At 71.6% G+C, this 25305-nt stretch carries 19 protein-coding genes; 14 read left to right on the top strand and 5 right to left on the bottom strand.

Going from position 1 to position 25305, the window contains the following annotated elements:
• Position 1: 1 nt before the first annotated feature.
• On the bottom strand, positions 2 to 334 hold the full coding sequence (locus FHX74_RS09430; RefSeq protein WP_182559896.1) for a hypothetical protein: 333 nt from the start codon (positions 332 to 334) through the stop codon (positions 2 to 4).
• Between the two features lie 396 nt (positions 335 to 730).
• On the opposite strand from FHX74_RS09430, the gene rpsA reads away from it, so the two are divergent.
• The 6 genes from rpsA to FHX74_RS09400 all read left to right on the top strand — a co-directional run bounded on the left by rpsA (position 731) and on the right by FHX74_RS09400 (position 8914).
• Positions 731 to 2224 carry a 30S ribosomal protein S1 gene (gene rpsA / locus FHX74_RS09425; protein WP_182559895.1) on the top strand — a complete coding sequence of 498 codons (1494 nt, stop codon included), beginning with the start codon at positions 731 to 733 and terminating at the stop codon, positions 2222 to 2224.
• A 117-nt stretch (positions 2225 to 2341) separates the two neighbouring features.
• Complete coding sequence (coaE, locus tag FHX74_RS09420; protein ID WP_182559894.1) at positions 2342 to 2953, top strand: dephospho-CoA kinase; 612 nt, start codon at positions 2342 to 2344, stop codon at positions 2951 to 2953.
• Between the two features lie 127 nt (positions 2954 to 3080).
• A complete protein-coding gene (locus FHX74_RS09415) occupies positions 3081 to 4469 on the top strand; it encodes a PrsW family glutamic-type intramembrane protease (RefSeq protein WP_182559893.1) in 1389 nt (462 codons plus the stop codon).
• Positions 4466 to 5470 (top strand): hypothetical protein, encoded by a 1005-nt coding sequence (locus FHX74_RS09410; RefSeq protein ID WP_182559892.1) that lies wholly within the window; start codon positions 4466 to 4468, stop codon positions 5468 to 5470. Before FHX74_RS09415 ends, FHX74_RS09410 begins: the two co-directional genes overlap by 4 nt.
• A 63-nt stretch (positions 5471 to 5533) precedes the next feature.
• Positions 5534 to 7627, top strand: coding sequence for an excinuclease ABC subunit UvrB (gene uvrB, locus FHX74_RS09405; RefSeq protein ID WP_220483745.1), 2094 nt, complete (start codon positions 5534 to 5536; stop codon positions 7625 to 7627).
• A gap of 276 nt (positions 7628 to 7903) precedes the next feature.
• Positions 7904 to 8914: a TerC family protein gene (locus FHX74_RS09400; protein ID WP_328823734.1), complete on the top strand. Its 1011-nt coding sequence runs from the start codon at positions 7904 to 7906 to the stop codon at positions 8912 to 8914.
• Between the two features lie 25 nt (positions 8915 to 8939).
• Here FHX74_RS09400 and FHX74_RS09395 read toward each other — a convergent pair whose 3' ends face one another.
• The 3 genes from FHX74_RS09395 to FHX74_RS09385 all read right to left on the bottom strand — a co-directional run bounded on the left by FHX74_RS09395 (position 8940) and on the right by FHX74_RS09385 (position 11831).
• Positions 8940 to 10292, bottom strand: a complete 1353-nt coding sequence (locus tag FHX74_RS09395; protein ID WP_182559890.1) for an ADP-ribosylglycohydrolase family protein — start codon at positions 10290 to 10292, stop codon at positions 8940 to 8942.
• A 10-nt stretch (positions 10293 to 10302) separates the two neighbouring features.
• Positions 10303 to 10965, bottom strand: coding sequence for an MBL fold metallo-hydrolase (locus tag FHX74_RS09390; RefSeq protein WP_182559889.1), 663 nt, complete (start codon positions 10963 to 10965; stop codon positions 10303 to 10305).
• 86 nt (positions 10966 to 11051) lie between these two features.
• Positions 11052 to 11831, bottom strand: a complete 780-nt coding sequence (locus FHX74_RS09385) for a maleylpyruvate isomerase family mycothiol-dependent enzyme (RefSeq protein WP_182559888.1) — start codon at positions 11829 to 11831, stop codon at positions 11052 to 11054.
• 43 nt (positions 11832 to 11874) lie between these two features.
• Between FHX74_RS09385 and uvrA the strand changes: the two genes are divergently transcribed.
• Positions 11875 to 14973, top strand: coding sequence for an excinuclease ABC subunit UvrA (gene uvrA / locus FHX74_RS09380; RefSeq protein WP_328823733.1), 3099 nt, complete (start codon positions 11875 to 11877; stop codon positions 14971 to 14973).
• Between the two features lie 442 nt (positions 14974 to 15415).
• On the opposite strand, the gene FHX74_RS09375 is transcribed toward uvrA, so the two are convergent.
• On the bottom strand, positions 15416 to 17299 hold the full coding sequence (locus FHX74_RS09375) for an ADP-ribosylglycohydrolase family protein (RefSeq protein ID WP_182559886.1): 1884 nt from the start codon (positions 17297 to 17299) through the stop codon (positions 15416 to 15418).
• A gap of 135 nt (positions 17300 to 17434) precedes the next feature.
• On the opposite strand from FHX74_RS09375, the gene FHX74_RS09370 reads away from it, so the two are divergent.
• The 7 genes from FHX74_RS09370 (at position 17435) to gap (ending at position 25177) form a co-directional block, all read left to right on the top strand.
• Positions 17435 to 18049 carry a Rieske (2Fe-2S) protein gene (locus tag FHX74_RS09370; RefSeq protein WP_182559885.1) on the top strand — a complete coding sequence of 205 codons (615 nt, stop codon included), beginning with the start codon at positions 17435 to 17437 and terminating at the stop codon, positions 18047 to 18049.
• Positions 18050 to 18124: 75 nt separating this feature from the next.
• Positions 18125 to 18742, top strand: coding sequence for an NAD(P)H-dependent oxidoreductase (locus FHX74_RS09365; RefSeq protein WP_182559884.1), 618 nt, complete (start codon positions 18125 to 18127; stop codon positions 18740 to 18742).
• 84 nt (positions 18743 to 18826) lie between these two features.
• On the top strand, positions 18827 to 20812 hold the full coding sequence (gene uvrC / locus FHX74_RS09360; protein WP_182559883.1) for an excinuclease ABC subunit UvrC: 1986 nt from the start codon (positions 18827 to 18829) through the stop codon (positions 20810 to 20812).
• Between the two features lie 234 nt (positions 20813 to 21046).
• Positions 21047 to 21886 carry an RNase adapter RapZ gene (rapZ, locus tag FHX74_RS09355; protein ID WP_328823789.1) on the top strand — a complete coding sequence of 280 codons (840 nt, stop codon included), beginning with the start codon at positions 21047 to 21049 and terminating at the stop codon, positions 21884 to 21886.
• On the top strand, positions 21883 to 22845 hold the full coding sequence (locus FHX74_RS09350; protein ID WP_182559882.1) for a gluconeogenesis factor YvcK family protein: 963 nt from the start codon (positions 21883 to 21885) through the stop codon (positions 22843 to 22845). Before rapZ ends, FHX74_RS09350 begins: the two co-directional genes overlap by 4 nt.
• Before the next feature lie 76 nt (positions 22846 to 22921).
• Positions 22922 to 23905, top strand: coding sequence for a DNA-binding protein WhiA (gene whiA / locus FHX74_RS09345; RefSeq protein WP_182559881.1), 984 nt, complete (start codon positions 22922 to 22924; stop codon positions 23903 to 23905).
• Between the two features lie 267 nt (positions 23906 to 24172).
• A complete protein-coding gene (gap, locus tag FHX74_RS09340; RefSeq protein ID WP_182559880.1) occupies positions 24173 to 25177 on the top strand; it encodes a type I glyceraldehyde-3-phosphate dehydrogenase in 1005 nt (334 codons plus the stop codon).
• Positions 25178 to 25305 lie beyond the last annotated feature (128 nt).

Raw genomic sequence — 25305 nt, 5'->3', positions numbered from 1 at the left:
GTCAGCCGCGCTCCCAGCCGAAGGCCTCGAGCCACCAGTCGTCGTCGGCGGCCCAGGACCGCAGCAGGTCATAGACCGCGTCGGTGTTGACCGCGCGGGCGACGATCCCGCCGTCGTGATCGACGCGGACCCGCCACCCGCCGTCGGGCTCCGGCTCGGCCACGGCGCTCCGCCGCGGCTCGGCGCTGTCGGCACCGTCCTCGTGCTCGGTCAGCGCGACCCGTTCGCCGGGGGTGCCGGCGCGGTCGAGCAGGAAGGGGTGCAGCGACTCGGGCAGGACCGGGTCGACCACCGTGCCGGCGGCGTCGCGGACCACGAAACGGGACTCCGTCATGGCGGCGATCCTGCCACCCGCGCCCGCACGGCCCCGCCGCGCCGGGACGGCTCCCGGGCTTCCGGGAACCAGCCTCGGCCCCGTACCGTTGTCCTCTGCTGACGGCGCCCTCCACGCGCGAGGCCCGTCCACGACGACGGCGGGCCCGTGCGGCCCGCGGTGGCTTTTGACCGCCTTCCGTGACCGCGGGTAGGCTTGTCTGTGCGCTGTGGCCTGTGCGACTTCGGACAGAGCAGGTCGCGCTCGTAGGTCGACTGTTGGGCAACTCCGCCGGATCCCGGCCGGGGTGGTTTGAGAGCACGGCGACGACCGCGCGGGGACCTCGTTCCTGCGCCCTCGCTACGGACCGGGCTGCGGCGCCACGTCCAACTCAATCCACTTCCGGAGCCCTACTACATGACGTCCTCACTCGAGGCACCTCCGCAGGTTGCGGTCGACGACTTCGATTCGCCCGAAGCGTTCCTGGCGGCCATCGACGCCACCATCAAGTACTTCAACGACGGTGACATCGTCACCGGCACCGTGGTCAAGGTCGACCGGGACGAGGTCCTGCTCGACATCGGCTACAAGACCGAAGGGGTCATCCCTTCGAAGGAACTCTCCATCAAGCACGACGTCGACCCCTTCGAGGTGGTCAGCGTCGGTGACGAGGTCGAAGCCCTCGTCCAGCAGAAGGAGGACAAGGAAGGCCGGCTGATCCTGTCCAAGAAGCGGGCTCAGTACGAGCGCGCCTGGGGCACGATCGAGAAGATCAAGGACGAGGACGGTGTGGTCACCGGTCAGGTGATCGAGGTCGTCAAGGGCGGTCTGATCCTCGACATCGGGCTGCGCGGCTTCCTGCCGGCGTCGCTGGTCGAGATGCGTCGGGTCCGCGACCTGCAGCCCTACGTGGGCCAGGAGCTCGAGGCCAAGATCATCGAGCTGGACAAGAACCGCAACAACGTGGTGCTGTCGCGCCGCGCGTGGCTCGAGCAGACCCAGTCCGAGGTCCGGCAGAACTTCCTCACCCAGCTGCAGAAGGGCCAGATCCGCAAGGGTGTGGTCTCCTCGATCGTCAACTTCGGCGCCTTCGTCGATCTCGGCGGGGTCGACGGTCTGGTGCACGTCTCCGAGCTGTCCTGGAAGCACATCGACCACCCGTCCGAGGTGGTCGAGGTCGGCCAGGAGGTCACGGTCGAGGTGCTGAGCGTCGAGATGGACCGCGAGCGCGTCTCGCTGTCGCTCAAGGCGACCCAGGAAGACCCGTGGCAGGCCTTCGCCCGCACCCACCAGATCGGTCAGATCGTCCCGGGCAAGGTCACCAAGCTGGTGCCGTTCGGTGCGTTCGTCCGGGTGGAGGAGGGCATCGAGGGTCTGGTGCACGTCTCCGAGCTGGCCGAGCGTCACGTCGAGATCCCCGAGCAGGTCGTCCAGGTCAACGACGACGTGATGGTGAAGATCATCGACATCGACCTCGAGCGTCGGCGGATCTCGCTGTCGCTCAAGCAGGCCAACGAGGGTGTCGACACCAACGCCGAGGACTTCGACCCGACGCTCTACGGCATGGCGGCGTCCTACGACGACCAGGGCAACTACCTCTACCCGGAGGGCTTCGACCCGGAGACGGGCGAGTGGCTCGAGGGCTACGAGGAGCAGCGCGCGGCCTGGGAGAGCCAGTACGCCGAGGCCCACGCCCGCTGGGAGGCGCACAAGAAGCAGGTCGAGGAGGCCGAGGCGGCCGAAGGTGCTGCGGCGTCCGCGCCGACCACGTACTCCTCGGGCGGCAGCACCGGTGGCGCGGCGTCCGGTTCGTCGGACTCCGCCCCGGCGGTCCCGCACGCCCCGGAGGGCTCGCTCGCCTCGGACGAGGCGCTGCAGGCCCTGCGCGACAAGCTGACCGGCGGTCACTGACCGCTGATCGGCCCGCGCGAGCGGAGCACGTCCCCGGATCCCCCGTCGGTCTCGGCCGGCGGGGGATCCGTCGTCTCCGGACCCGCGTCCCCCGGAGCCGCCCGGTAGCCTCCGGCCATGGCGCGGTTGCGGGTGGGACTGACCGGCGGGATCGCCTCGGGCAAGACGGCGGTCTCGGACCGGCTCGCCGCGCGTGGCGCGGTGGTGATCGACGCCGACCGCCTGGCCCGCGAGGTGGTCGGGCCGGGGACCCCGGGGCTGGCGGCGATCGAGCGCCGGTTCGGCCCCGCGGTGCTGGGCACCGACGAGGACGGCCGTCGGGTGCTCGACCGACCGGCTCTCGGACGGCTGGTGTTCGCCGACCCCGCGGCCCGGCGCGACCTGGAGGCGATCGTCCACCCCGCGGTCCGCGCCCGGGCCGCCGAGCTGGAGGCAGCGGCACCGGCCGACGCGGTGGTGGTGCACGTGATCCCGCTGCTGGTCGAGACCGGGCAGGCCGACGACTTCGACGTCTGCGTGGTGGTCGACGTCGAGGAACGCACCCAGCTGGCCCGGCTGCGCGACCGGGACGGGCTCGATCCGGACGCCGCGCGGCAGCGGCTGGCCGCCCAGGTCGACCGGTCCCGACGGCTCGAGGCGGCCGACGTGGTGATCGACAACGACGGTGACCTCGACGACCTGCACCGCCAGGTCGACGACCTCGCCCAGCGCTGGGCGTTACCGAATTGAGACCGAACCGACCGGTCCGGGGCGGCGCGGTCGTCGTTGCCTGTGAGCCCGCTTTCGGACACGCTTAGCGCGTCCCGGCCCGATCCCCCGAGATCCGACCCCGGCCGGGGGAGCGGAGGACGAACGGGTGGAGTGCCCACGCTGTCGGGCCGAGCTGCCGGAGGTCGCGCACTTCTGTCAGACCTGCGGACTGGACCTGAGGACCCCCGACCAGGCGCGGCGGAGGTCGTTCGCCGCCCGCCCCGACGAGCCGGTGGCCTCCTTCGCGCTGATCTCGACGATCATGCCGCGGGGCGCCGGGCAGCGGCCGCAGACCTACCGGATCGCGCTGGTCATCGCGCTCACCGTGGCGCTGATCGCGGCGATCTTCGGGGCGCTGCCCATCGCGGTGCTGGTCGCGGCCTTCGCGGTCCCGATCGTCTACATCGTCTACCTCTACGACGTGAACCTCTGGGAGGATGAACCCGTCCCGGTGACCGGGGCCGCGTTCGTGCTGACCGGGGTGCTCGCGCTGGCGTTCACCCTGATCTGGACGCAGTTCGCCGATCCCGGCCTGCACGTCGCCGACCTCGGCGGAGCGGCGGAGTCCGGCCCGCGGGTCGGCACCTTCCTGCTGGTGGCGGTGCTGGTGCCGATCGTCGGCGAGGCGATCCGCCAGCTCGGCCCGTGCTTCCTGGCCAGCCGGCCCCGGTTCGACGACCTCATGGACGGGCTGACCTTCGGCGTCATCTCCGGCGTCGCCTACGCCACCTTCGACACCCTGGTCCGGCACGGCGACCAGCTGTTCGGCGGGCTGGCCGGCACCAGTGACCCCGGCTTCTGGGTCACGCTGATCTTCCTCGAGGGCCTGGTCAAGCCGCTGATCATGGGCACCGCCACCGGGATCGCCTGCGCCGAGTTCTCCGGCCTCGGCCGGGGCTACGACGGCTTCAGCCTGCGCTACGCCCGCGGCGTCGCCGAGGCCGTCGTCGCGAACATCGCGTTCGCCGCCGGCAGCTACCTGTTCAGCTTCCTCACCCCGTCGCTCGGGGTGCTGCTCAACCTCGGCTGGGGCCTGCTGATCCTGGCGGTGCTGATCCTGCGGGTGCGGGTGGTGCTGCACACCGGACTGATGGAGGCGGCGCTCGAACGCAGCGCCCGCGACCGCGGGGTGGGTGAGGACGGCGAGCTCGACTTCTGCGCGCACTGCGAGATGCCGCTGCTGGCCGGCGCCGCGTTCTGCAACGCCTGCGGCACCGCGGTCCGCGCCCGGGCCAAGCGGCCGGTGCCGCGCACCCCGGCCGGGGTGGGCGCCGAGAGCGCGCCCGGCCCGGTGACCGGTGCCGTCCCGACCGGCCCTGGCTCGGCCGGTGACGCGCTGTCGCCGTCCACCGAGGCTCCCGCCTGGACCGACTACCCGCCCCCCGAACGCTCCCAGCCGACGCCGCTCTCCCGGCCACGCGACGCCGGCGGCACCGAGGGGCAGGCGGGCGACCCCCCGGCCCGGTCCGGCGACGACCCGTGGGGTGACCGGTGAGCGGCCAGGGCAGCTGGGGTGGTCCGCCGCACGGGGACCAGCCGGGCCAGCCGGGTCAGGGCCAGCCCTCCGGCCAGCAGTCGTACGGGCAACCCCAGTACGGGCAACCCCAGTACGGCCAGCCTCAGTACGGGCAGCAACCGTACGGCCAGCAACCGTACGGGCAGCAGCCGTACGGGCAGCAGCAACCAGGACAACCGCCGTACGGGCAGGCTCCTGGGCAGCAGTCCTACGGACAGCAGCAGCCCTACGGTCAGCCGCCGTACGGCCGGCCTGGGTACGCCGGGCCGCCGCCCGGCCCGAGCAGCCGCAAGAGCCCGTTGCTCATCCTCGGGATCGTCGCGGCCGCGGTGGTGCTGCTGGTCGCCGTCGGCGGCATTTTCATCGCCCTCGGCAGCGGCGGGAACAGCGCGGGCGGGGACCCGACCGCGCCGATTACCCCGGACGCCTCGGGTCCGCCGCCGGCCACCGCCAGCCCGACCGGCGGCAGCTCGCCGGAGCCGAGCAGCAGTCCGACCGGTGGCGGCGGAGGTGGCGGCCAGAGCGGCAGCGCGATCGAGCTGGGCAAGGGGATCTCGCTCACCCCGGCGGAGGGCTGGGACGTCGAGTCGCAGAAGACCAACCTGGCGGTGCTGACCAAGGGCGACGAGATCTTCGTCGGCCAGGTCGCCCAGCTGTCGGGGAGTGACGACCCGCGGCAGGTGGTCGACAGCTACCACCAGCAGCTGGCCAAGAACCTCACCGACGTCAAGTACACCAAGGCGACCAGCACCGACCTCGGCAGCAGCAAGCTGAAGGGCGCGAAGGGGTCGATGACCGGCACCTCGAGCGGGGGGTCGGGGACCAGTCAGGTGGTGATCTACTCGGTCGCCTCGGTCCGCAGCAGCGACGGCGTGACCGTGGTCGGGACGGTCTACTTCAGCCCGTCGAGCGACACCGACCAGCTCTCCAGCGACTTCGCCACGATGGTCAACTCGATGCTCAAGGGCCAGGCCGGCTGACCATCCCCGGGCCCGGCCGCCGACCGGGTGAAACTGTCGGTGGCCGGGCATAGGCTCGACGACATGACGTCAACCGAGCTGCTGCAGCGCCAGGTCGCGCCGTTCGAGGTGGTCAGCGACTTCGAACCGTCCGGCGACCAGCCGGCGGCGATCGCCGAGCTCGAGCGTCGGGTGCGCGCCGGCGAGCAGGACGTCGTGCTGCTCGGGGCCACCGGTACCGGCAAGACCGCGACGGTGGCCTGGTTGGCCGAGCGCGTCCAGCGGCCGATCCTGGTCATGCAGCCGAACAAGACGCTGGCCGCGCAGTTCGCCAACGAGCTCCGGCAGCTGTTCCCGAACAACGCCGTGGAGTACTTCGTCTCCTACTACGACTACTACCAGCCGGAGGCGTACGTCCCGCAGACGGACACCTACATCGAGAAGGACTCTTCGCTCAACGAGGAGGTCGAGCGGCTGCGGCACTCGGCCACCAACTCGCTGCTGACCCGGCGGGACTGCATCGTGGTCGCCACCGTGTCCGCGATCTACGGCCTGGGCAGCTCGGTCGAGTACGCCAACCGGATGATCCAGCTGCACGTCGGTCAGGAGATCGAGCGCGACCAGCTGCTCCGCGACCTGGTCGGCATCCAGTACGCCCGCAACGACCTGGCCGGCACCCGCGGGACCTTCCGGGTCCGCGGCGACACCCTGGAGGTGTTCCCGAAGTACGAGGAGATGGCCGTCCGGGTCGAGTTCTTCGGCGACGAGATCGAGCGGCTGATGGTGATGCACCCGCTGACCGGCGAGATCATCGCCGAGGACGACACCATGCACCTGTTCCCGGCCAGCCACTACGCGGCCGGGCCGGACACCATGGAGCGCGCGATCAGCACCATCGAGCTCGAGCTCGAGGAGCGGCTGGCCGAGCTGGAGCGGGAGAACAAGCTGCTCGAGGCGCAGCGGCTGCGGATGCGGACCAGCTACGACATCGAGATGATGCGCCAGATCGGCACCTGCTCGGGCATCGAGAACTACTCGCGGCACATCGACGGGCGCGGACCGGGCGAGGCTCCGAACTGTCTGCTCGACTACTTCCCGAAGGACTTCCTGCTGGTCGTCGACGAGTCGCACGTGACCGTCCCGCAGATCGGCGGCATGTTCGAGGGTGACATGTCCCGCAAGCGGACGCTGGTCGACCACGGCTTCCGGCTGCCCTCGGCGATGGACAACCGTCCGCTCCGGTTCGAGGAGTTCGTCGAGCGGATCGGCCAGACCGTCTACCTCTCGGCGACGCCGGGCGACTACGAGCTGGCCCGGAGCAAGGGCGTGGTCGAGCAGATCATCCGCCCGACCGGGCTGGTCGACCCGCAGGTGATCATCAAGCCGACCCGCGGCCAGATCGACGACCTGATGGGGGAGATCAAGGTCCGGGCCGAGCGCAACGAACGGGCCCTGGTCACCACGCTGACCAAGAAGATGGCCGAGGACCTCACCGACTACCTGCTGGAGAACGGGGTCCGCACCCGTTACCTGCACTCCGAGGTCGACACCCTGCGCCGGGTCGAGCTGCTCCGCGAGCTGCGGATGGGCGAGTACGACGTGCTGGTCGGGATCAACCTGCTCCGCGAGGGTCTCGACCTGCCCGAGGTGTCGCTGGTCTCGATCCTCGACGCCGACAAGGAGGGCTTCCTCCGCAGCGCGAAGAGCCTGATCCAGACCATCGGCCGCGCCGCCCGGAACGTCTCCGGTGAGGTGCACATGTACGCCGACCGGATGACCGACTCGATGACCCTGGCGATCGACGAGACCAACCGCCGTCGGGAACGGCAGCTCGCCTACAACCGCGAGCACGGCATCGACCCCACGCCGCTGCGCAAGAAGATCGCCGACATCACCGATCTGCTGGCCCGCGAGGGTGCCGACACCGAGGAGCTGCTGTCCGGCCAGCAGCGCAAGGGCGGGGTGCGTCGCAAGTCGCCGGTGATGCGGACCGACGCCAGCGCCCCGCGCGACCTCTCCGGGCTGCCGGCGGGGGACCTGGCCGCGCTGGTCCAGGAGCTCAACGACCAGATGACCGCCGCCGCCGCGGACCTGCAGTTCGAGCTCGCCGCCCGGCTCCGGGACGAGATCTCCGACCTCAAGAAGGAGCTCCGGCAGATGGTGGAGGCCACCAAGTAGGTCCCGGCCCGGCTGACCGCTCGGCCGGGTCCCGCGCGTCGCGCCCGTTCCCTCGAGACCGGGCGGCAGCGGAACGCACGAGGATTTCCCTGGGTTCCCCCCGGGTGGAATACTTCATCGGCGGAGGGGAGTATCCCGCTCGCGGCGGCATCGTCATCACGGCGCCCGGTTCACACCGGCGCCCGGGGCCGTCGACCGGAGACCGGACAGCGTCCGACCCGGTGGGAGAGACCTCCGAGACACGTCGTCATGCCCGTACGCGCTCTCGGAGGCCCCGTGGACGTTCATCTGTATGCCTGGATCATCACCGTGGCGATCATGGTGGTGATCCTGGCCGTCGACATCTTCATCATCGGTCGGCGTCCGCACGAGCCCTCGATGAAGGAGGCCGGGCTCGCCATCGCGGTGTTCGTCGCGCTGGCGGTGGCCTTCGGCATCGGCGTCTACTTCGTCTCCGGTGGCGACTACGCCGCCCAGTTCTTCGCCGGCTGGGTGACCGAGTACAGCCTCTCGGTCGACAACCTCTTCATCTTCGTCATCATCATGACCAAGCTGAAGGTGCCCCGGCACCTGCAGCAGTTCGCGCTGCTGGTCGGCATCGTCATCGCGCTGATCTTCCGGGCGATCTTCATCGCCCTCGGCGCCGGCCTGATCAGCCTGTTCAGCTGGATCTTCTTCCTCTTCGGCGCGTTCCTCATCTACACCGCGGTCAAGCTCGTCATCGACTACCGCAAGCACAACGACGACGATCCGTCCAACGACGACTCCGGCGACAACTTCGCCGTCCGGCTGGTCAAGAAGCGGTTCCGGGCGACCGAGGACTTCGAGGGCACCCATCTCACGGTCAAGCGCGACGGTGTGCGCCACCTGACCCCGATGCTCTTCGTCATACTCGCGCTGGGCAGCACCGACCTGCTGTTCGCGCTCGACTCGATCCCGGCGATCTACGGCCTGACCCAGGAGCCCTACCTGGTCTTCACCGCCAACGTCTTCGCCCTGATGGGTCTGCGCCAGCTGTACTTCCTGATCGGCGGGCTGCTCAAGCGGCTGGTCTACCTCTCGCTCGGGCTGTCGGTGATCCTCGCCTTCATCGGGGTGAAGCTCGTGCTGCACGCGGTGCACGAGTACCACTTGGACGAGAAGCTCGGACTGCCCTTCTCCGTCGAGATCCCGATCTGGCTGTCGCTGTCGGTGATCGTCGGCGTGCTCGCCGTCACCACCGTGGCCAGTCTGGTCAAGTCCCGCGGTGACGTCTCGGAGAAGGAGGACGCCACCGCGGCGCACTGACCGCGGGGGGCAGCCGCCGGCCGGTTCAGCCGATCCGGCGGGCCACCGCGACCGTCCGGTCGGCCAGGTCGGAGATCACCGAGTGGTCGAAGCCGAACAGGGCCGACCGGGTGCGGTCGTGCAGCGGATCGACGACGTGGGCGGGCAACCCCTCGCGTCCGTAGAGCACCCCAGCCACCGAGCCGACGGTGGCGCCGTTGGAATCGGTGTCCCAGCCGCTCATCACCACCTTGCCGACCGCGCCCATCCAGTCCTCCGACCAGAGCAGCGCCGCCGCCACGGCGGCCGCGTTGTTCAGGGTGTGGATCCAGGCGTAGTGGCCGTGCTCGGCGTGCAGGGCCTCGAGCGCCTGCTCCCAGTCGAGCCCGCGCTCGTGCAGCGCGGTGACCCCGGTCAGCACGTCGTGCAGCCGTGACCGCTCCGGCACCACCCCGAGCGCGATCTCGAGTGCCTCGGCGGCGTCGGCGGCCACGAACGCGGCCGCGTTGAGCGCGGCCGACCACAGCTCGCCGTAGATGCCGTTGCCGGTGTGCGAGAGCCGGGCGTCGGGGTAGGCGAGCCGGGCGGCCGCGGTTGGGTCGCCGGGATGCACCCAGCCGAAGACGTCGGCGCGGATCTGCGCGCCGATCCACTCGCGGTAGGGGTTGCGGTAGGACGCGGTCGCGGGCACCGGGACGCCGTCGGTCAGGTTGAGATAGGCCGCGCGCTCGGCGGTGTAGGTCTGCAGCACCGGGAACAGCCGCAGCCAGGCGGCGCCGACCTGCTCGGTCGTGTAGCCGGCGCCGTGGGTCTCGAGCAGGTGCAGGGCGAGGATCGCGTAGTCGATGTCGTCGTCGCGGGCCGAGCCGTTCACCCGTCCGCGCGTGGTCTCCGGCCAGTTGTCGCGGAACAGGAAGCCCTCGGGCATCGGCTCGAGGGCGGGGACGTAGTCGGCGAGCGGGTAGGCGTCGGCGCGTTCGAGGTAGTCGCGCAGGTGGGCCGGTGTCCAGTGGTCGCCGTCCTCGACCGGCTTGCCGATGTTGCACCCGGCGATGCGGCCGAGCCAGGCGGCGTGCAGGCGCTCGGCGTAGGCCGCGCCGGCCCGGTCGTACGGCCGGGCGGTGGCTCCGGCGGCGGCCGCCTCGATGGCCTCCAGCGCGTCGGGTTCGTCGTGGGCCCAGTCGGGCCGACGGGGCAGGTCGGACAGCCGGTCGAGCAGCGCCAGCACCGCGTCGCGGTCGCCGAGGTCGACGGCCTCCACCTCGGCGCGGACGCCGGTCAGGTCGTAGCCGGACTCCTCGCGCTGAGTGAGCTCGTCGACCAGCAGGTCGGCGGGGACGAGTGCGTCGAAGGTGCTGCGGTGGTCGCGGAACCGGGCCGCGAGCGGTTGGACGGTCATCGGGGTCTCCTCACCAGCCCCGGGCGCGCCAGACGGCGAGCTGCGGTCGTTCGATGCCGAGGGTGGTGGCGTCGCCGTGCCCGGGGTGCACCACGGTGTCGTCGTCGAAGACGCCGAACACCTTGGTCTCGAGGTCGTCCATCAGGCTGCCGAAGTCCTCGGTCGACCAGGTCTTCCCGGGGCCGCCGGGGAACAGGCTGTCGCCGGTGAAGAGGTGCACCGGCCCGCTCTCCGGGCGGAACACCAGGGTGATCGATCCCGGGGTGTGGCCGACCAGGCCGACGACCTCGACCACCGCGTCGCCGAACGCCAGGGTGTCGCCGTCCCAGACGCCGTCGGGCTCGGGGACCCCGGTCTCCTCAGCGATCGCGGCGACGTCCGGGCGACCGGCGACCAGCCGGCTGCTCCAGCGGGCGGCGAGGTCGGGGAGCGCCTGCAGGTGGTCGCCGTGCCGGTGCGTGGTGACGACGGTCGCCGGCGGCTCGCCCTCCACCGCGGCGTCGATCCGCTCGGGATCGTTGGCGGCGTCGATCAGCAGCGACCCACCCGGCGCCCGCAGCAGGTAGGCGTTGTTGTCCATCGGGCCGACCGACAGCTTGGTCAGCCCGACGCGGTCGGACAGGGCCAGCCGGAGCGGGCGACCGCCGGGATCGACGTGGTGCAGACCGGGCATCGGGACACTCCTCGGATCGATGTGGTGACGGTTCTCGTGGTGGTTCGGGGGTCGTGGTCGCAGGGACCGGGCGTCGGCGCCGCCGCTCACGCGAAGGCGGGCAGCTCGATCCCGTCGAGCCCGCTGACGCCGTCGGCCGATCCGGCGGTGGTGCGTCCGGTCAGCCGGCCCAGCACCGCGGCGTCCGGACCGCCGACCACCGTCGGGGTCGCGTCGGGGCGGCCGAGCACGGCGTGGTGGCCGGCGTCGGTGCGGAGCTCGAGCGCCGGGTAGTCCTCGCGGTTGTGCAGCCGCACCGCGACGAGCTCGAGCAGCCAGCCGACCAGCTCGGGGTCGAGGTCGGCGAGCTCGGTGCCGACATCGAGGTCGACGTGGTGCAGGGCCACTTCGGACAGCCGCAGCAGCGGCAGCAGCCGGGCCGGCTGGGGTTCGCCGCGGATCTCGATCGCGGCGTCCCAGCGGTCCGCGTCGGCCAGCGCCGCGAGCGCGGCGTCCAGGGCGCCGGCCGTGGTGTCCAGGTCCACCTGGAGGTCGAGGCCGGAACGTCCGGCGCCTGCATTGATGTCGGCGTCGCGCTGCTCCCGCGACGGGTACATCTCCTGGCGCTCGCCGGTGCGGGCCCAGGTCGCCAGTCGGGTCATCCCCTCGGCGTTGCGGGCGAGGTGGCTGGCCACGTGCCCGCGGGACCAGCCCGGCAGCCGCGACGGAGCCCGCCAGCCGTCGTCGTCGAGCGTGATGGTGTCGCCGAGCAGTCGCTGGGTGGCGGCGGCCAGCAGGCCGCGGACGGTGTTGAGCGGGCCGGTCCCCGGACCGTCCTCGGCGGGGCCGTCGGGGGCGGGCTGGCCGTCGGCGTCCGGCGTGCTCATGAGGCCCAACCTACTGTCGGTGGTGGGTCATAGCATGGCGGGCGTGACTGACGGCTCCCTCATCTCCCGGCTCCAGATCCGCGGCGCGCGCGAGCACAACCTCCGCAACGTGTCGCTGGACCTGCCGCGCGACGCGATGATCGTGTTCACCGGGCTGTCGGGTTCGGGCAAGTCGAGCCTCGCCTTCGACACCATCTTCGCCGAGGGGCAGCGCCGCTACGTCGAGTCGCTCTCCGCCTACGCCCGTCAGTTCCTCGGGCAGATGGACAAGCCGGACGTCGACTTCATCGAGGGTCTGTCGCCGGCGGTCTCGATCGACCAGAAGTCGACCAGCCGCAACCCCCGCTCGACCGTCGGCACCATCACCGAGGTCTACGACTACCTGCGGCTGCTCTACGCGCGCGCCGGGCACCCGCACTGCCCGGTCTGCGGCGAGCCGATCAGCCGGCAGAGCCCGCAGCAGATCGTCGACCGGCTCCTCGGGCTCGAGCAGGGCACCCGGTTCCAGGTGCTGGCCCCGGTGGTCCGTGGCCGCAAGGGTGAGTACGTCGACCTGTTCCGCCAGCTCGCCACCGGCGGCTTCAGCCGGGTGCGGGTCGACGGCCAGGTCTATCCGCTGACCGAGCCTCCGACGCTGGACAAGAAGTACAAGCACGACATCGACGTGATCGTCGACCGGCTGGCGGTCAAGGCCTCGGCCAAGCAGCGGCTCACCGACTCGGTCGAGACCGCGCTGGCGCTGGCGCAGGGTGTGGTGTCGATCGACTTCGTCGACCTCGACCCGAAGGACCGGAACCGCGAGCGCCGGTACTCCGAGAAGATGGCCTGCCCGAACGACCACGACATCGCGATCGAGGAGCTCGAGCCGCGCCAGTTCTCGTTCAACGGGCCCTGGGGCGCCTGCCCGGAGTGCTCGGGCATCGGCACCCGGATGGAGGTCGACCCGGAGCTGGTCGTGCCCGACCAGGAGAAGAGCCTGGAGAACGGAGCGATCGCCCCCTGGGCGTCGGCGCACGTCGCCGACTACTTCATCCGGCTGGTCGACGCCCTGGCCAAGCAGGAGGGCTTCAGCACCAAGAAGCCGTGGCACGAGCTGCCGATCCAGGCGAAGAAGATGCTGCTCTACGGCGTCGGCGACGAGGTGCACGTCCGGTACAAGAACCGTTACGGCCGCGAGCGCAGCTACCACGCGCGCTACGAGGGCGTGGTGTCCTACATCGAGCGTCGGCACGCCGAGGCGGAGACCGACAGCTCGCGGGAGCGGTTCGCCGGCTACATGCGCGAGGTGCCGTGCCGGGTCTGCCACGGCGCCCGGCTCAAGCCGACCTCGCTGGCGGTCACCATCGGCGACAAGAACATCGCCGAGGTCTCGGCGATGTCGATCGACGAGGCGGCCCGGTTCCTGGGCTCGCTCGAGCTCAACGCGCGCGAGCGGCAGATCGCCGAGCGGGTGCTCAAGGAGATCAACGAGCGGCTGAGGTTCCTGCTCGACGTCGGTCTGGACTACCTGTCGCTGAGCCGGCCCACCGGGTCGCTGTCCGGCGGGGAGGCGCAGCGGATCCGGCTGGCCACCCAGATCGGATCGGGGCTGGTCGGGGTGCTCTACGTCCTCGACGAGCCGAGCATCGGGCTGCACCAGCGCGACAACCGTCGGCTGATCGAGACCCTGGTGCGGCTCCGCGACCTGGGCAACACGCTGATCGTGGTCGAGCACGACGAGGACACCATCCGCACCGCCGACTGGGCCGTCGACATCGGTCCGGGCGCGGGCGAGCACGGCGGTCACGTGGTCGTGTCGGGGCCGGTCCAGGAGCTGCTCGACAGCGAGGAGTCGCTGACGGGGGCCTACCTGTCGGGTCGGCGGCAGATCCCGCTGCCTGCGCAGCGCCGTCCGCGCACGCCCGGGCGCGCGATCACCGTGCACAACGCGGTGGAGCACAACCTCCGCGACGTCACCGTCTCGTTCCCGCTCGGGCAGCTGATCGCGGTCACCGGGGTGTCCGGGTCGGGCAAGTCGACGCTGGTCAACCACATCCTCTACACGGCGCTGGCCAAGAAGATCTACAACGCCCGCGACGTCCCCGGCCGGCACCGGACCATCACCGGCGACGACCAGATCGACAAGATCATCCACGTCGACCAGTCGCCGATCGGGCGGACGCCGCGGTCGAACCCGGCCACCTACACCGGGGTCTTCAACCACATGCGGAACCTCTTCGCCGAGACCCCGGAGGCCAAGGTCCGCGGCTACCAGCCGGGCCGGTTCTCCTTCAACGTCAAGGGCGGCCGGTGCGAGAACTGCACCGGCGACGGCACGATCAAGATCGAGATGAACTTCCTGCCGGACGTCTACGTGCCGTGCGAGGTCTGTCACGGCGCTCGGTACAACCGCGAGACGCTCGAGGTGCACTACAAGGGCAAGACGATCGCCGAGATCCTCGACATGCCGATCGAGGAGGCGGTCGAGTTCTTCGCCGCCATCCCGGCGATCGCCCGGCACCTGCGCACCCTGGTCGACGTCGGTCTGGGTTACGTCCGGCTCGGGCAGCCGGCGCCGACCCTGTCCGGCGGCGAGGCGCAGCGGGTCAAGCTGGCCAGCGAGCTGCAGAAGCGCTCGACGGGCCGGACGCTGTACGTACTCGACGAGCCGACCACCGGTCTGCACTTCGAGGACATCCGCAAGCTGCTCGGCGTGCTCGGCCGGCTGGTCGACGCCGGCAACACCGTGGTGGTGATCGAGCACAACCTCGACGTGATCAAGACCGCCGACTGGCTGATCGACATGGGTCCCGAGGGCGGCTCGCGTGGCGGCACCGTGTTGATCGAGGGGACGCCCGAGGAGGTCGCCCGCCACGAGGCCTCGCACACCGGCGCCTTCCTGGCCCCGATCCTCGCCGGCCACGAGGTCCCGGTCGGGTCGCCGCAGAGCGAGCTGGTCGCCGCCACCGACGCCCGCCGCCCGGTCTCCACCGCTCCGGTCACCAAGAAGACCGCTGCGAAGAAGACTGCTGCGAAGAAGACCGCTGCGACGAAGGCCCCCGCGGCCAAGAAGAGCACCGCGGCCAAGAAGACCACTACCGCCAAGAAGACGACCGCCAAGAAGACCACCAAGAAAGCGCCGGCCAAGCGTTCCGCCGCCTGATCCGAACCCGATCCGCTGCCCTGAGCCTGTCGAAGGGCGTTGACCCACTCACGGCGCCCTGAGCCTGCCGATAGGCGTTGACCTACTCACTGTGCCCTGAGCCTGTCGAAGGGCGTTGAACGGCAGCGCTTCGACGGGCTCAGCGGGCGTCTGGGCTTCGACAAGCTCAGGGCGCGTTTCGTGATCGACCCGCTCACCCTGCCCTGAGCCTGTCGAAGGGCGTTGGGTGGCACCGCTTCGACAAGCTCAGCGCGCGTTTCGCGATCACCCGTGCACGGTGCTCAGCGCGCGTTCCGTGATCGACCCGTGCACCGTGCCCTGAGCCTGTCGAAGGGCCTTCGGGCTCGGCGCTTCGACAGGCTCAGCGGGCGGCTGCGCTCCGACAGGCTCAGGCACCATGCGCCCCAGAGGCTCAGCGCGCGGAGGTGGTGCGCGGACGGGGTCAGTCCTCGGGGGTGCGGGTCCGGCGGAGATGGACGATGCCGTGCCGGAGCCGGTCGGGCGTGGACAGGAAGGTGTGCCCGGCCAGTTCGGTCGCGCCCGATGGGACGGTCAGGGTGACCGACACCTCGTTGAAGCCGGGACGGAGCTCGACCACCCGGTTGACCAGTTCCTCGACGCCGTAGGACGGGCGGATCAGCCGCGGGCCCGCGTAGTCGAGCAACACCGTGCCGTTGACCCGCACCACCGTGTCCACGGTGGTGTCGACGCCGAGCCGGACCTTGGTGGGTTCGGTCGCCTCGATCCAGCCGCGGAGCTCGACCGGACCGGTCGCGCTCGACAGGAGCTCGGCCAGCGGTAGGGCGTTGCCGTCGACCGCCAAGTCCGTCCACTCCTCGCCGCCGACCGTCCGCCACCGCCAGGCCTGCGCGCCGGCCAGCGTCACCGGCACGGGGGCGACGGTGGGGTAGCCCTGCGGCTGGGCCCGCACCAGCACCACGTTGCTCTGCTCGACCGCCGCCCGGCCGCCGACGCCGATCTCCAGCCGGACCGACGCCGCGCCCGCGGCCGCGACCTCGACGGTCTGCGGCACGGCCGGACGCCAGCCGTCGGGCACCAGCGTCGACACCCCCACGACCACCGGGTCCGGGTGCGGGTTGTGCACGGTCAGCGCGAGCTCGCGGACGCCGCCGGGCCGCGCGGCCGCCGAGCCCTGGTAGTCGACATCGACCCGCAGCTGACCGAGGTCGTGCGCGACCGTCCACGGCGACCGGGCCCACAGCGCGCGCACGCCGTCGTCAGCGTAGAGCGACTCCCGCTCGACGGTGATCACGCCGTTCTCGACCGGCACCCCGTGGTGCGCGAGCACTCGCGCGGCCTGCTCCCGGATCGCCGCGGTCAGCTCGACCACGTCGGTCGGGATCGGCGCGCTGCCGTCGGTGAGGTGCCGGACCCCGCCCCACGACTCGTTGGTCGACAGCCCGGTCCCGAACGGTTCGATCCACTTCTCCGGCAGCCCGGAACGCCCGGCCCGGATGCCCCACCAGCTGCCGAGGCTGCCGCCGGAGGAGTCGGTGTCCCAGCCGCAGTTGACGGTGAGGCAGAGCGCTTCGCCGAAGTCGCGGCCGTAGAGCAGCCCGATGGTCTGGAACCCGAGGTTGATCGGCGAGTACTGCGCGACCCGGCTCGGCGTCTCCTCGAGCACCCGACGTCGGGCGGCCAGCCAGTCCAGCCCCTCGGCGTGCGCCCGCCGGGCCGCCAGCACCGCGCGCGCGGTCGCCGTCCCCTCGGGCACGTAGCTGAGCCCGATGTCGAGCAGGGTGTCGGCGTCGTCGACCACGAACGCGGCGCTCTGGATCGCCACGTTGAACAACTCGCCCCACACCGACTCGCCGCCGGCGTGGTCGCAGATCGCGTCCTCGTAGGCGTACCGGGCCGCGACCCGCGGCACCCCCGGCGCCACACACGCCCACACCTCCGAGCGGATCGGGCAGCCCATGCAGTCGACGAACCAGTTGTTCCAGGACCCGCTGACCGGTGGCTGGAGCCCGAGCCGGAGGTTGGCCTTATTGAGCCCGTACTCGTCGAAGTTGTAGCCGATGTGGTCGAGCCAGTAGCGGGCCAGGTCGGCGGCCCGCAGCTCCGGCCCGACCTGGCTCAGCGCGGTCAGCCAGACCAGCTGCATCTCGAGGTCGTCGTTGGGCAACCCCCCGGACCGCAGCTCCGGGTACCAGTCGAGGTCGAACGGCTCGTCGCGCCCCCAGACCTCCTCGACCGGGGTGCCGAGCGTGCCGCCCGCGTTCTTGCCCAGCCAGCACCCGAGCACCTTGTCGGTGTACGCCTCGCCGTGCAGGTCGATGCTCCAGCTGTCCTCGCCGACCGCCATGGGCCCGGATTCTGCCCGCCCGGCGCCGGCCCGGGGTGGTCACCCCGGAACTCACAGCGAGGTCGATGAACGATCAACCGATCCCGTTCGTGCACACAGTGAGACAGCAGTCCGAACGACCGAGCGGAGCCTCCGATGACCACCTCGCCCGACCGCCTCTCCACCGAGCCCGGCACCGAGGACCCCACCCCGCACGCCTGCGCCGGCTGCCTCGCGGCCGACGGATCCACTCCGGCCGGCAGCAACCGCCGCGAGCTCTTCCGCCGGGCCTCGCTGGTCGCCCTGGCCGGCGGTGGCGTGGCCGCACTGGCCGCCTGCGGCGGCACCGACAGCTCGGCCGGTCCGGCCGGCGGCAGCTCGGGGTCGCCCGCCGCCGGACCGTCGAGCGCCGCGAGCAGCCCCTCCGCGTCCGACTCCCCGTCGTCCTCGTCCTCCGGGTCCGCGTCGGGCTCGACGTCCAGCCAGCCCACCGGCACCGAGTTCGCCAAGACCGAGGTCCCGGTCGGCGGCGGCGTGATCAAGGACAAGCTGGTGGTCACCCAGCCGACCTCGGGCACCTACAAGGCGTTCAGCGGGATCTGCACCCACCAGGGCTGCCCGGTGAGCGCCGTCCAGGACGGGATCATCCTCTGCCGCTGCCACGGCAGCGAGTTCTCGATCGAGGACGGGTCGGTCAAGCGCGGTCCGGCCAACCAGCCGCTGGCCGCCAAGAACGTCGAGCAGTCGGGGAGCAACCTCTTCGTCAGCTGAGCGCCCCCGCCCCGGACCCCGGCCGGTGCCGTCTCGAGGGGAGCGGCACCGGCCGGGCCGCCCTATCCTGAGCCGATGCGCCTGCTGAGCCCGGCGATGGTCGTGCTCGGCCACCCGCGCGCCGACAGCTTCTGCCACGCCGCCGCCGCCCGGATCCGCGCCACGCTGACCGAGGCCGGGGCCCGGGTCGGCTGGCACGACCTCTACGTCGAGGGGTTCGACCCGCTGCTCACCGCCGACGAGTCGCGGCTGCCCGGACCCGGTGGCGGCGCCCGTCCGACCGCCGACCCGTTGGTCGACACCCACCGACGCGAGCTCGCCGTCGCCCGCGCGCTGGTGGTGGTGCACCCGAACTGGTGGGGCAAGCCGCCCGCCGTGCTGGCCGGCTGGCTCGACCGGGTGCTCGCACCGGGCGTCGCCTACCGCGACCACGGACCGACCGCGCCGATCGAGCCGCTGCTCGGCGTCCGACGGCTGCTGGTGGTCACCACCACCGACAGCCCGCCGGACCGCGACGGCGCCGGGGACCCGCTCGACCTGCTCTGGCGCCGCGCGGTCGCGCCCACCCTCGGCGGTCCGGACGTCGAGCGGATGGTGTTCCCGCAGGTCAACGCGGCCGACGACGACCGACGCCGGCGCTGGCTCGACGGTGCCGCCCGGGCCGCCGCCTGGGTCTCCGGCGCCGCCCGCTGACCGGCACCGCGATCCTGTCGCCGGCGTGCGCCCGGCGCGTCCCCGACCCGCTCGACTGTCGGCGGCCGCGCCTAATCTGGGGGCGTGGCTGACCCCTCGACCTACCGACCCGCCCCGGGGGCGATCCCCGAACAGCCGGGGGTCTACCGGTTCAGCGACCAGGACGGCCGGGTCATCTACGTCGGCAAGGCCAAGAACCTGCGCCAACGGCTGAACTCCTACTTCGCCGACCCCGCCTCGCTGCACTTCCGCACCCGGACGATGGTGATGACGGCGGCCAAGGTGGAGTGGACCGTCGTCCAGACCGAGGTCGAGTCGCTCCAGCTCGAGTACACCTGGATCCAGCAGTACGACCCGCGGTTCAACGTCAAGTACCGCGACGACAAGTCCTATCCCTGGCTGGCGGTGACGCTGAGCGAGGAGTTCCCGCGGGTGCTGGTCGGTCGCGGTCCCAAGCGCAAGGGCAACCGCTACTTCGGTCCGTACGGCCACGCCTGGGCGATCCGCGAGACCGTCGACCTGCTGCTCCGCGCGTTCCCGATGCGCTCCTGCTCGAACGGGGTGTTCCGCAACGCGGGCCAGGTCGGCCGGCCCTGCCTGCTCGGCTACATCGACAAGTGCTCGGCACCCTGCGTCGGCCGGGTCAGCGCCGAGGAGCACCGCGAGATCGTCGAGGACTTCTGCCGCTTCATGTCCGGGCAGACGCAGCCGGTGATCCGGCGGCTGACGGCCGAGATGAAGGAGGCCAGTGCGGCGCTCGAGTTCGAGCGCGCGGCCCGGCTCCGCGACGACCTCGGCGCGCTCCAGCGCGCCCTCGAGAAGAACGCCATCGTCTTCATGGACGGCACCGACGCCGACGTCATCGCGCTGGCCGAGGACCCGCTCGAGGTGGCGGTGCAGATCTTCCACGTCCGCGGCGGCCGGGTCCGCGGTGAACGCGGCTGGGTGGCCGACCGGGTCGACGAGGGCGACACCGCCGAGCTGATCGAGCGGTTCCTGCTCCAGCTCTACGGCGACGCCGCGGGCGCCGACGCGACGCCCGAGCAGGCGATCCCGCGCGAGATCCTGGTCCCGGCGCTGCCGCCGAGCGTCGAGGTGGTCTCCGACCTGCTCAGCGAACAGCGCGGCGGTCCGGTGCACATCCGTGTCCCGCGGCGCGGGGACAAGCGGACGCTGATGGACACGGTCAGCCGGAACGCGCAGGAGACGCTGATCCGGCACAAGACCAAGCGGGCCGCCGACCTCTCCACCCGCAACCGGGCGCTGGAGGAGATCCAGGAGGCGCTCGACCTGCCGAGCGCGCCGCTGCGGATCGAGTGCTACGACATCTCCAACCTCCAGGGCACCGAGGTGGTGGCCTCGATGGTGGTGTTCGAGGACGGGCTGCCGCGCAAGGGTGAGTACCGCCGGTTCGTCATCCGCGGGGTCGACGGGCAGAACGACGTCGCCGCCATGCACGAGGTCATCACCCGCCGGTTCCGGAGGCTGCTCGACGACCGCCTGGCCATGCAGGAGCACGGCGACGGCACCGGGGCGGAGGGGGCGCTGCTGGTCGACCCGACCACCGGGGCGCCGAAGAAGTTCGCCTACGCCCCGCAGCTCATCGTGGTCGACGGCGGGCCGCCGCAGGTGGCCGCCGCCGCGCAGGCGATGCGCGAGCTCGGCATCACCGACGTCGCGCTCTGCGGTCTGGCCAAGCGGCTCGAGGAGGTCTGGCTGCCCGACGAGGACGACCCGATGATCCTGCCGCGCACCTCGGAGGGGCTCTATCTGCTCCAGCGGCTCCGCGACGAGGCGCACCGGTTCGCCATCACCCACCACCGCAGCCGGCGCAGCCGGTCGATGGTCGAGTCGACCCTCGACGAGATCCCCGGGCTGGGGGAGGTGCGGCGCAAGGCGTTGCTGGCCTACTTCGGCTCGCTCAAGAAGCTCCGCGCGGCGACCGTCGAGGACATCGCCGCAGTGCCCGGCTTCGGCACCAAGACCGCGATCTCGGTTAAGGCCGCGCTGGACGCCAAGCCGGTCCGCGAGTCGGTCAACACCGCCACCGGCGAGATCATCGAGGGCTGAGTCGGTCGCGCGGGCGGCACGCGGGTCGTCGACCCCGATAATGGGCCGGTGAGCACCGAGACACCGGTGGACACCGCGTCCCCCCGACCGGACGACCTCGAGCCCCCCGCCGCCACCGACGGCCCGGCCGACGAGGCGACCGAACGCTTCGGCGCCGGCCTGCCCGGCGCCGAGACCGCCGAGCCCGGAGCGGGCCCCACCGGCACCGGTGCGCTCGGCCAGGGCGTCCGGCTGGTGGTGGTGACCGGGATGTCCGGAGCCGGTCGCAGCACCGCGGCCAACGCGCTGGAGGACCTGGGCTGGTACGTGGTCGACAACCTGCCGCCGAACGTGCTGCCCGAGGTGTGCGCGCTCGCCGCGGAGTCCGGCTGGCACCGGCTGGCGGTCGTGCTCGACGTCCGCACCCGGTCGTTCTTCGAGCAGCTGCCGGCGATGTTCTCCGAGCTGCGGAACGGGGGAGTGCGGCCCGAGATCCTCTTCCTCGAGGCCAGCGACGACGTCATCGTCCGGCGGCAGGAGTCGGTCCGGCGTCCGCACCCGCTGCAGGGCGACGGCCGGCTGCTCGACGGCATCCTGGCCGAGCGGCGCAGCCTGGCCACCCTGCGGGCCGCGGCCGACCTGGTCATCGACACCTCGGCCATCAACATCCACCAGCTGACCTCGCGGGTGACCCACGCCTACGGCGACGGCGATCACGAGCGGCTGCGGGTGACCGTGCTCAGCTTCGGCTTCAAGAACGGCATCCCCGTCGACGCCGACCTGGTGGTCGACGTCCGGTTCCTGCCTAACCCGCACTGGGTGCCCGAACTGCGGCCGCTGACCGGGCTGACCCCCGAGGTCAGCGAGTACGTGCTGGCCCAGGAGGGTGCCACCACCTTCCTCGACCGGCTCGAGGCGCTGCTGGAGGTGACCGCCGAGGGGTACGTCCGGGAGGGCAAGCGGTTCGCCACCGTGGCCATCGGCTGCACCGGGGGCAAGCACCGCAGCACGGCGATGGCCGAGGAGTTCGGCCGCCGGCTGCGGGCCTCGGGGATGCCCACCAAGGTGCTGCACCGCGACGTCGGTCAGGCATGAGCGAGCCCGTCGGCAGCCTCGGGCTGCTCCCCGCCGTGGTCGCCCTCGGCGGCGGCCACGGGCTGGCCGCCTCGCTGACCGCGCTGCGCCGGATCACCGACCGGCTGACCGCGGTGGTCACCGTGGCCGACGACGGCGGGTCGTCCGGCCGGCTCCGCGAGGAGCTCGACTGCCTGCCGCCCGGCGACCTGCGGATGGCGCTGGCCGCGCTCTGCGGAGACGACGAGTCCGGCCGCACCTGGGCCGACGTGCTGCAGTACCGGTTCACCGGTGACGGCTCGCTGCGCGAGCACGCGATCGGCAACCTGCTGATCGCCGGGCTGTGGGAGCGGCTCGGCGACCCGGTGGCCGGGCTCGACATGGTGGCCCGGCTGCTCGGCGCCAAGGGGCGGGTGCTGCCGATGTCCTCGGTGCCGCTGCAGATCGAGGCCGACGTGCTCGGCGTCGACCCGCGTTCCCCGGACGAGACCTCGGTGATCCACGGTCAGCACCGGGTGGCGATGACCACCGGCGAGGTCCGCAACGTCCGGCTGCTGCCGGTGGACCCGCCGACCTGCCCGGAGTCGATCGAGTCGGTGCTCGACGCCGACTGGGTGGTGCTCGGTCCCGGCTCCTGGTTCACCTCGGTGATCCCGCACCTGCTGGTGCCCGACCTGGCCGCGGCGATCCTCACCACGCCGGCCAAGCGGGTGCTCACCCTCAACGTCCGGACCGACGCCGAGACCCACGGGTTCAGTGCCGCCCGGCACATCGAGCTGCTGGCCGAGCACGCCCCGAAGCTGCGGCTCGACGTGGTGCTGGCCGACAGCCGGTTCGTCGGCGACGACGACCACCTCGAGGCCTACGCGCACTCGCTCGGCGCCGAGCTGGTGGTCGAGGAGCTGGCCGCGCGCGACGGCTCGGCGCGCCACGACCCGCTGCGGCTGGCCTCCGCGTACGCCGGGATCATGGGCATCTGACCCGGCAAAGTCAACCAGGCAAGGGAATTCTGCCGTCGACTCGGTCGGTGCTTGCCGTGCATGACAAGATGCGTCAATGGCGATGACCGCGCAGGTGAAGGCCGAGCTGGCGACGATCAAGGTCAGCAAGCCCGGTGCCCGCAAGGCCGAGGTCGCCGCCACCCTGCGCTTCGCCGGCGGGCTGCACATCGTCAGCGGACGGATCGTGATCGAGGCCGAGCTGGACACCGGCGCGGTGGCCCGACGGCTCCGGACCGACATCGCCGACGTCTTCGGCCACCCCAGCGAGCTGGTCATCGTCAACGGCGCGGGCATCCGCCGCGGCACCCGCTACGTCGTCCGGGTCATCAAGGACGGCGACGCGCTGGCCCGGCAGACCGGGCTGGTCGACTCGCGCGGACGCCCGGCCCGCGGGCTCCCCGCCCAGGTGGTCAGCGGCGGGCTGGACGAGTGCGTGGCCGCCTGGCGTGGCGCGTTCCTCGCCCACGGCTCGCTGACGGAACCCGGCCGGTCGATGGCCCTCGAGGTGACCTGCCCGGGTCCGGAGGCGGCCCTGGCCCTGGTCGGCGCCGCCCGTCGGCTCGGCATCTCGGCCAAGGCGCGCGAGGTCCGCAACGTCGACCGGGTGGTCATCCGTGACGGCGAGGCGATCGGCCAGCTGCTCACCCGGCTCGGGGCGCACGAGTCGCTGCTGGCCTGGGAGGAGCGCCGGATGCGCCGCGAGGTCCGGGCCTCGGCCAACCGACTGGCCAACTTCGATGACGCCAACCTGCGCCGCTCGGCGCGGGCCGCGGTGGCCGCCAGCGCCCGGGTCGAGCGGGCGCTCGAGATCCTCGGCGAGGACGTCCCCGAGCACCTGCGCGCGGCCGGCGTGCTCCGGCTGGAGAACAAGCAGGCCAGCCTCGAGGAGCTCGGCCAGCTGCACGACCCGCAGCTCACCAAGGACGCCGTCGCCGGCCGGATCCGCCGGCTGCTGGCCACCGCCGACAAGCGGGCCGCCGAGCTCGGCATCGACAACACCACCGCCAACCTCCCCCAGGACATGCTCGAGGACGACTAGTCCCGAGCTCACCCTCGTTCGTGAGCATCCTCTGAGCCGCGCCGGGTCGTTCTGCACGACGAGGCTCGCGAGGACACGCTTCTCCGTCCTCGCGAACGAGGAGGAAGAACGAGCCGTAGCAGCGCGGCGTGTGCGAACGAACCAATTTGGCGGGTGGTCTGAGGTTGCTACCAGCACCGGATGCGGTCCGGGTTCGGCTGGTCGCGATTGGTTAGTGTGGACGGCGTTTGGATGTCCCACGACTGAGCACCACTGAGGAGTTCACGCATGACCGTTCGCGTAGGGATCAACGGCTTCGGCCGGATCGGACGTAACTTCTTCCGCGCCGCGGCGGCCGCGGGTTCCGACATCGAGGTGGTGGCCGCCAACGACCTCGGCGACCTGGCCACGATGGCCCACCTGCTGAAGTACGACTCGATCCTCGGTCGCTACCCGGCCGAGATCACCGTGACCGGCGACGGCATCGCCATCGGCGACCACACCATCAAGATCCTGGCCGAGCGTGACCCGGCCGCGCTGCCCTGGGGCGACCTGGGTGTCGACGTGGTCGTCGAGTCCACCGGCTTCTTCACCGACGCCACCAAGGCCAAGGCGCACCTCGACGGCGGCGCCAAGAAGGTGATCATCTCGGCTCCGGCCAAGAACGAGGACCTCACCGTGGTGCTCGGCGTCAACGACGGCGAGTACGACCCGGCGAACCACAACATCATCTCCAACGCCTCGTGCACCACGAACTGCCTGGCGCCGATGGCCAAGGCGATCGACGACGAGTTCGGCATCGTCAAGGGCCTGATGACCACCATCCACGCCTACACGCAGGACCAGAACCTGCAGGACGGCCCGCACAAGGACCTGCGTCGCGCCCGCGCCGCGGCCCTGAACATCGTGCCGACCTCCACCGGTGCCGCCAAGGCGATCGGGCTGGTGCTCCCGCAGCTCAAGGGCAAGCTCGACGGGTACGCGCTCCGCGTGCCTGTGCCCACGGGCTCGGCCACCGACCTGACCGTCGAGGTGGGTCGCGAGACCACCGTCGACGAGGTCAACGCCGCGGTCAAGGCCGCCGCCGAGGGTGCACTCAAGGGCTACCTGAAGTACACCGAGGACGAGATCGTCTCCTCCGACATCGTGACCGACCCGAGCTCGTGCATCTTCGACTCCGGGCTGACCAAGGTGATCGGCAACCAGGTCAAGGTCGTCGGCTGGTACGACAACGAGTGGGGCTACTCCAACCGGCTGGTCAACCTGGTCGAGCTGGTCGGCAAGTCGCTCTGAGCTAGTTGAGTCCGCTCGCGGACTCCCTTGAGTCTGCTCGCGCACGCCGCGCTGAACGGCCCGTTCTTCCTCCTCGTTCTCGGGGCGGGGCGGGCCGTTCGGCGGGCGGTGCGAGGTGACCCAACCCT

The sequence above is a fragment of the Microlunatus kandeliicorticis genome, from assembly GCF_014137855.1.
Classification (GTDB): domain Bacteria; phylum Actinomycetota; class Actinomycetes; order Propionibacteriales; family Propionibacteriaceae; genus Microlunatus; species Microlunatus kandeliicorticis.
Note: the sequence above shows the minus strand (reverse complement) of the source record. Positions and strands in the feature narration are given on the sequence as shown.

Excerpts from the sequence above, each read along its gene's own strand:
- FHX74_RS09390 (WP_182559889.1), bottom strand. The coding sequence starts at position 10,965 with ATGCCCGGTCTGCACCACGTCGATCCCGGCGGTCGCCCGCTCCGGCTG.
- FHX74_RS09370 (WP_182559885.1), top strand. The coding sequence starts at position 17,435 with ATGACCACCTCGCCCGACCGCCTCTCCACCGAGCCCGGCACCGAGGAC.
- FHX74_RS09375 (WP_182559886.1), bottom strand. The coding sequence starts at position 17,299 with ATGGCGGTCGGCGAGGACAGCTGGAGCATCGACCTGCACGGCGAGGCG.
- uvrB (WP_220483745.1), top strand. The coding sequence starts at position 5,534 with ATGACGTCAACCGAGCTGCTGCAGCGCCAGGTCGCGCCGTTCGAGGTG.
- FHX74_RS09430 (WP_182559896.1), bottom strand. The coding sequence starts at position 334 with ATGACGGAGTCCCGTTTCGTGGTCCGCGACGCCGCCGGCACGGTGGTC.
- FHX74_RS09395 (WP_182559890.1), bottom strand. The coding sequence starts at position 10,292 with ATGACCGTCCAACCGCTCGCGGCCCGGTTCCGCGACCACCGCAGCACC.
- rpsA (WP_182559895.1), top strand. The coding sequence starts at position 731 with ATGACGTCCTCACTCGAGGCACCTCCGCAGGTTGCGGTCGACGACTTC.
- gap (WP_182559880.1), top strand. The coding sequence starts at position 24,173 with ATGACCGTTCGCGTAGGGATCAACGGCTTCGGCCGGATCGGACGTAAC.
- FHX74_RS09350 (WP_182559882.1), top strand. The coding sequence starts at position 21,883 with ATGAGCGAGCCCGTCGGCAGCCTCGGGCTGCTCCCCGCCGTGGTCGCC.
- FHX74_RS09385 (WP_182559888.1), bottom strand. The coding sequence starts at position 11,831 with ATGAGCACGCCGGACGCCGACGGCCAGCCCGCCCCCGACGGCCCCGCC.
- coaE (WP_182559894.1), top strand. The coding sequence starts at position 2,342 with ATGGCGCGGTTGCGGGTGGGACTGACCGGCGGGATCGCCTCGGGCAAG.
- FHX74_RS09365 (WP_182559884.1), top strand. The coding sequence starts at position 18,125 with ATGCGCCTGCTGAGCCCGGCGATGGTCGTGCTCGGCCACCCGCGCGCC.
- whiA (WP_182559881.1), top strand. The coding sequence starts at position 22,922 with ATGGCGATGACCGCGCAGGTGAAGGCCGAGCTGGCGACGATCAAGGTC.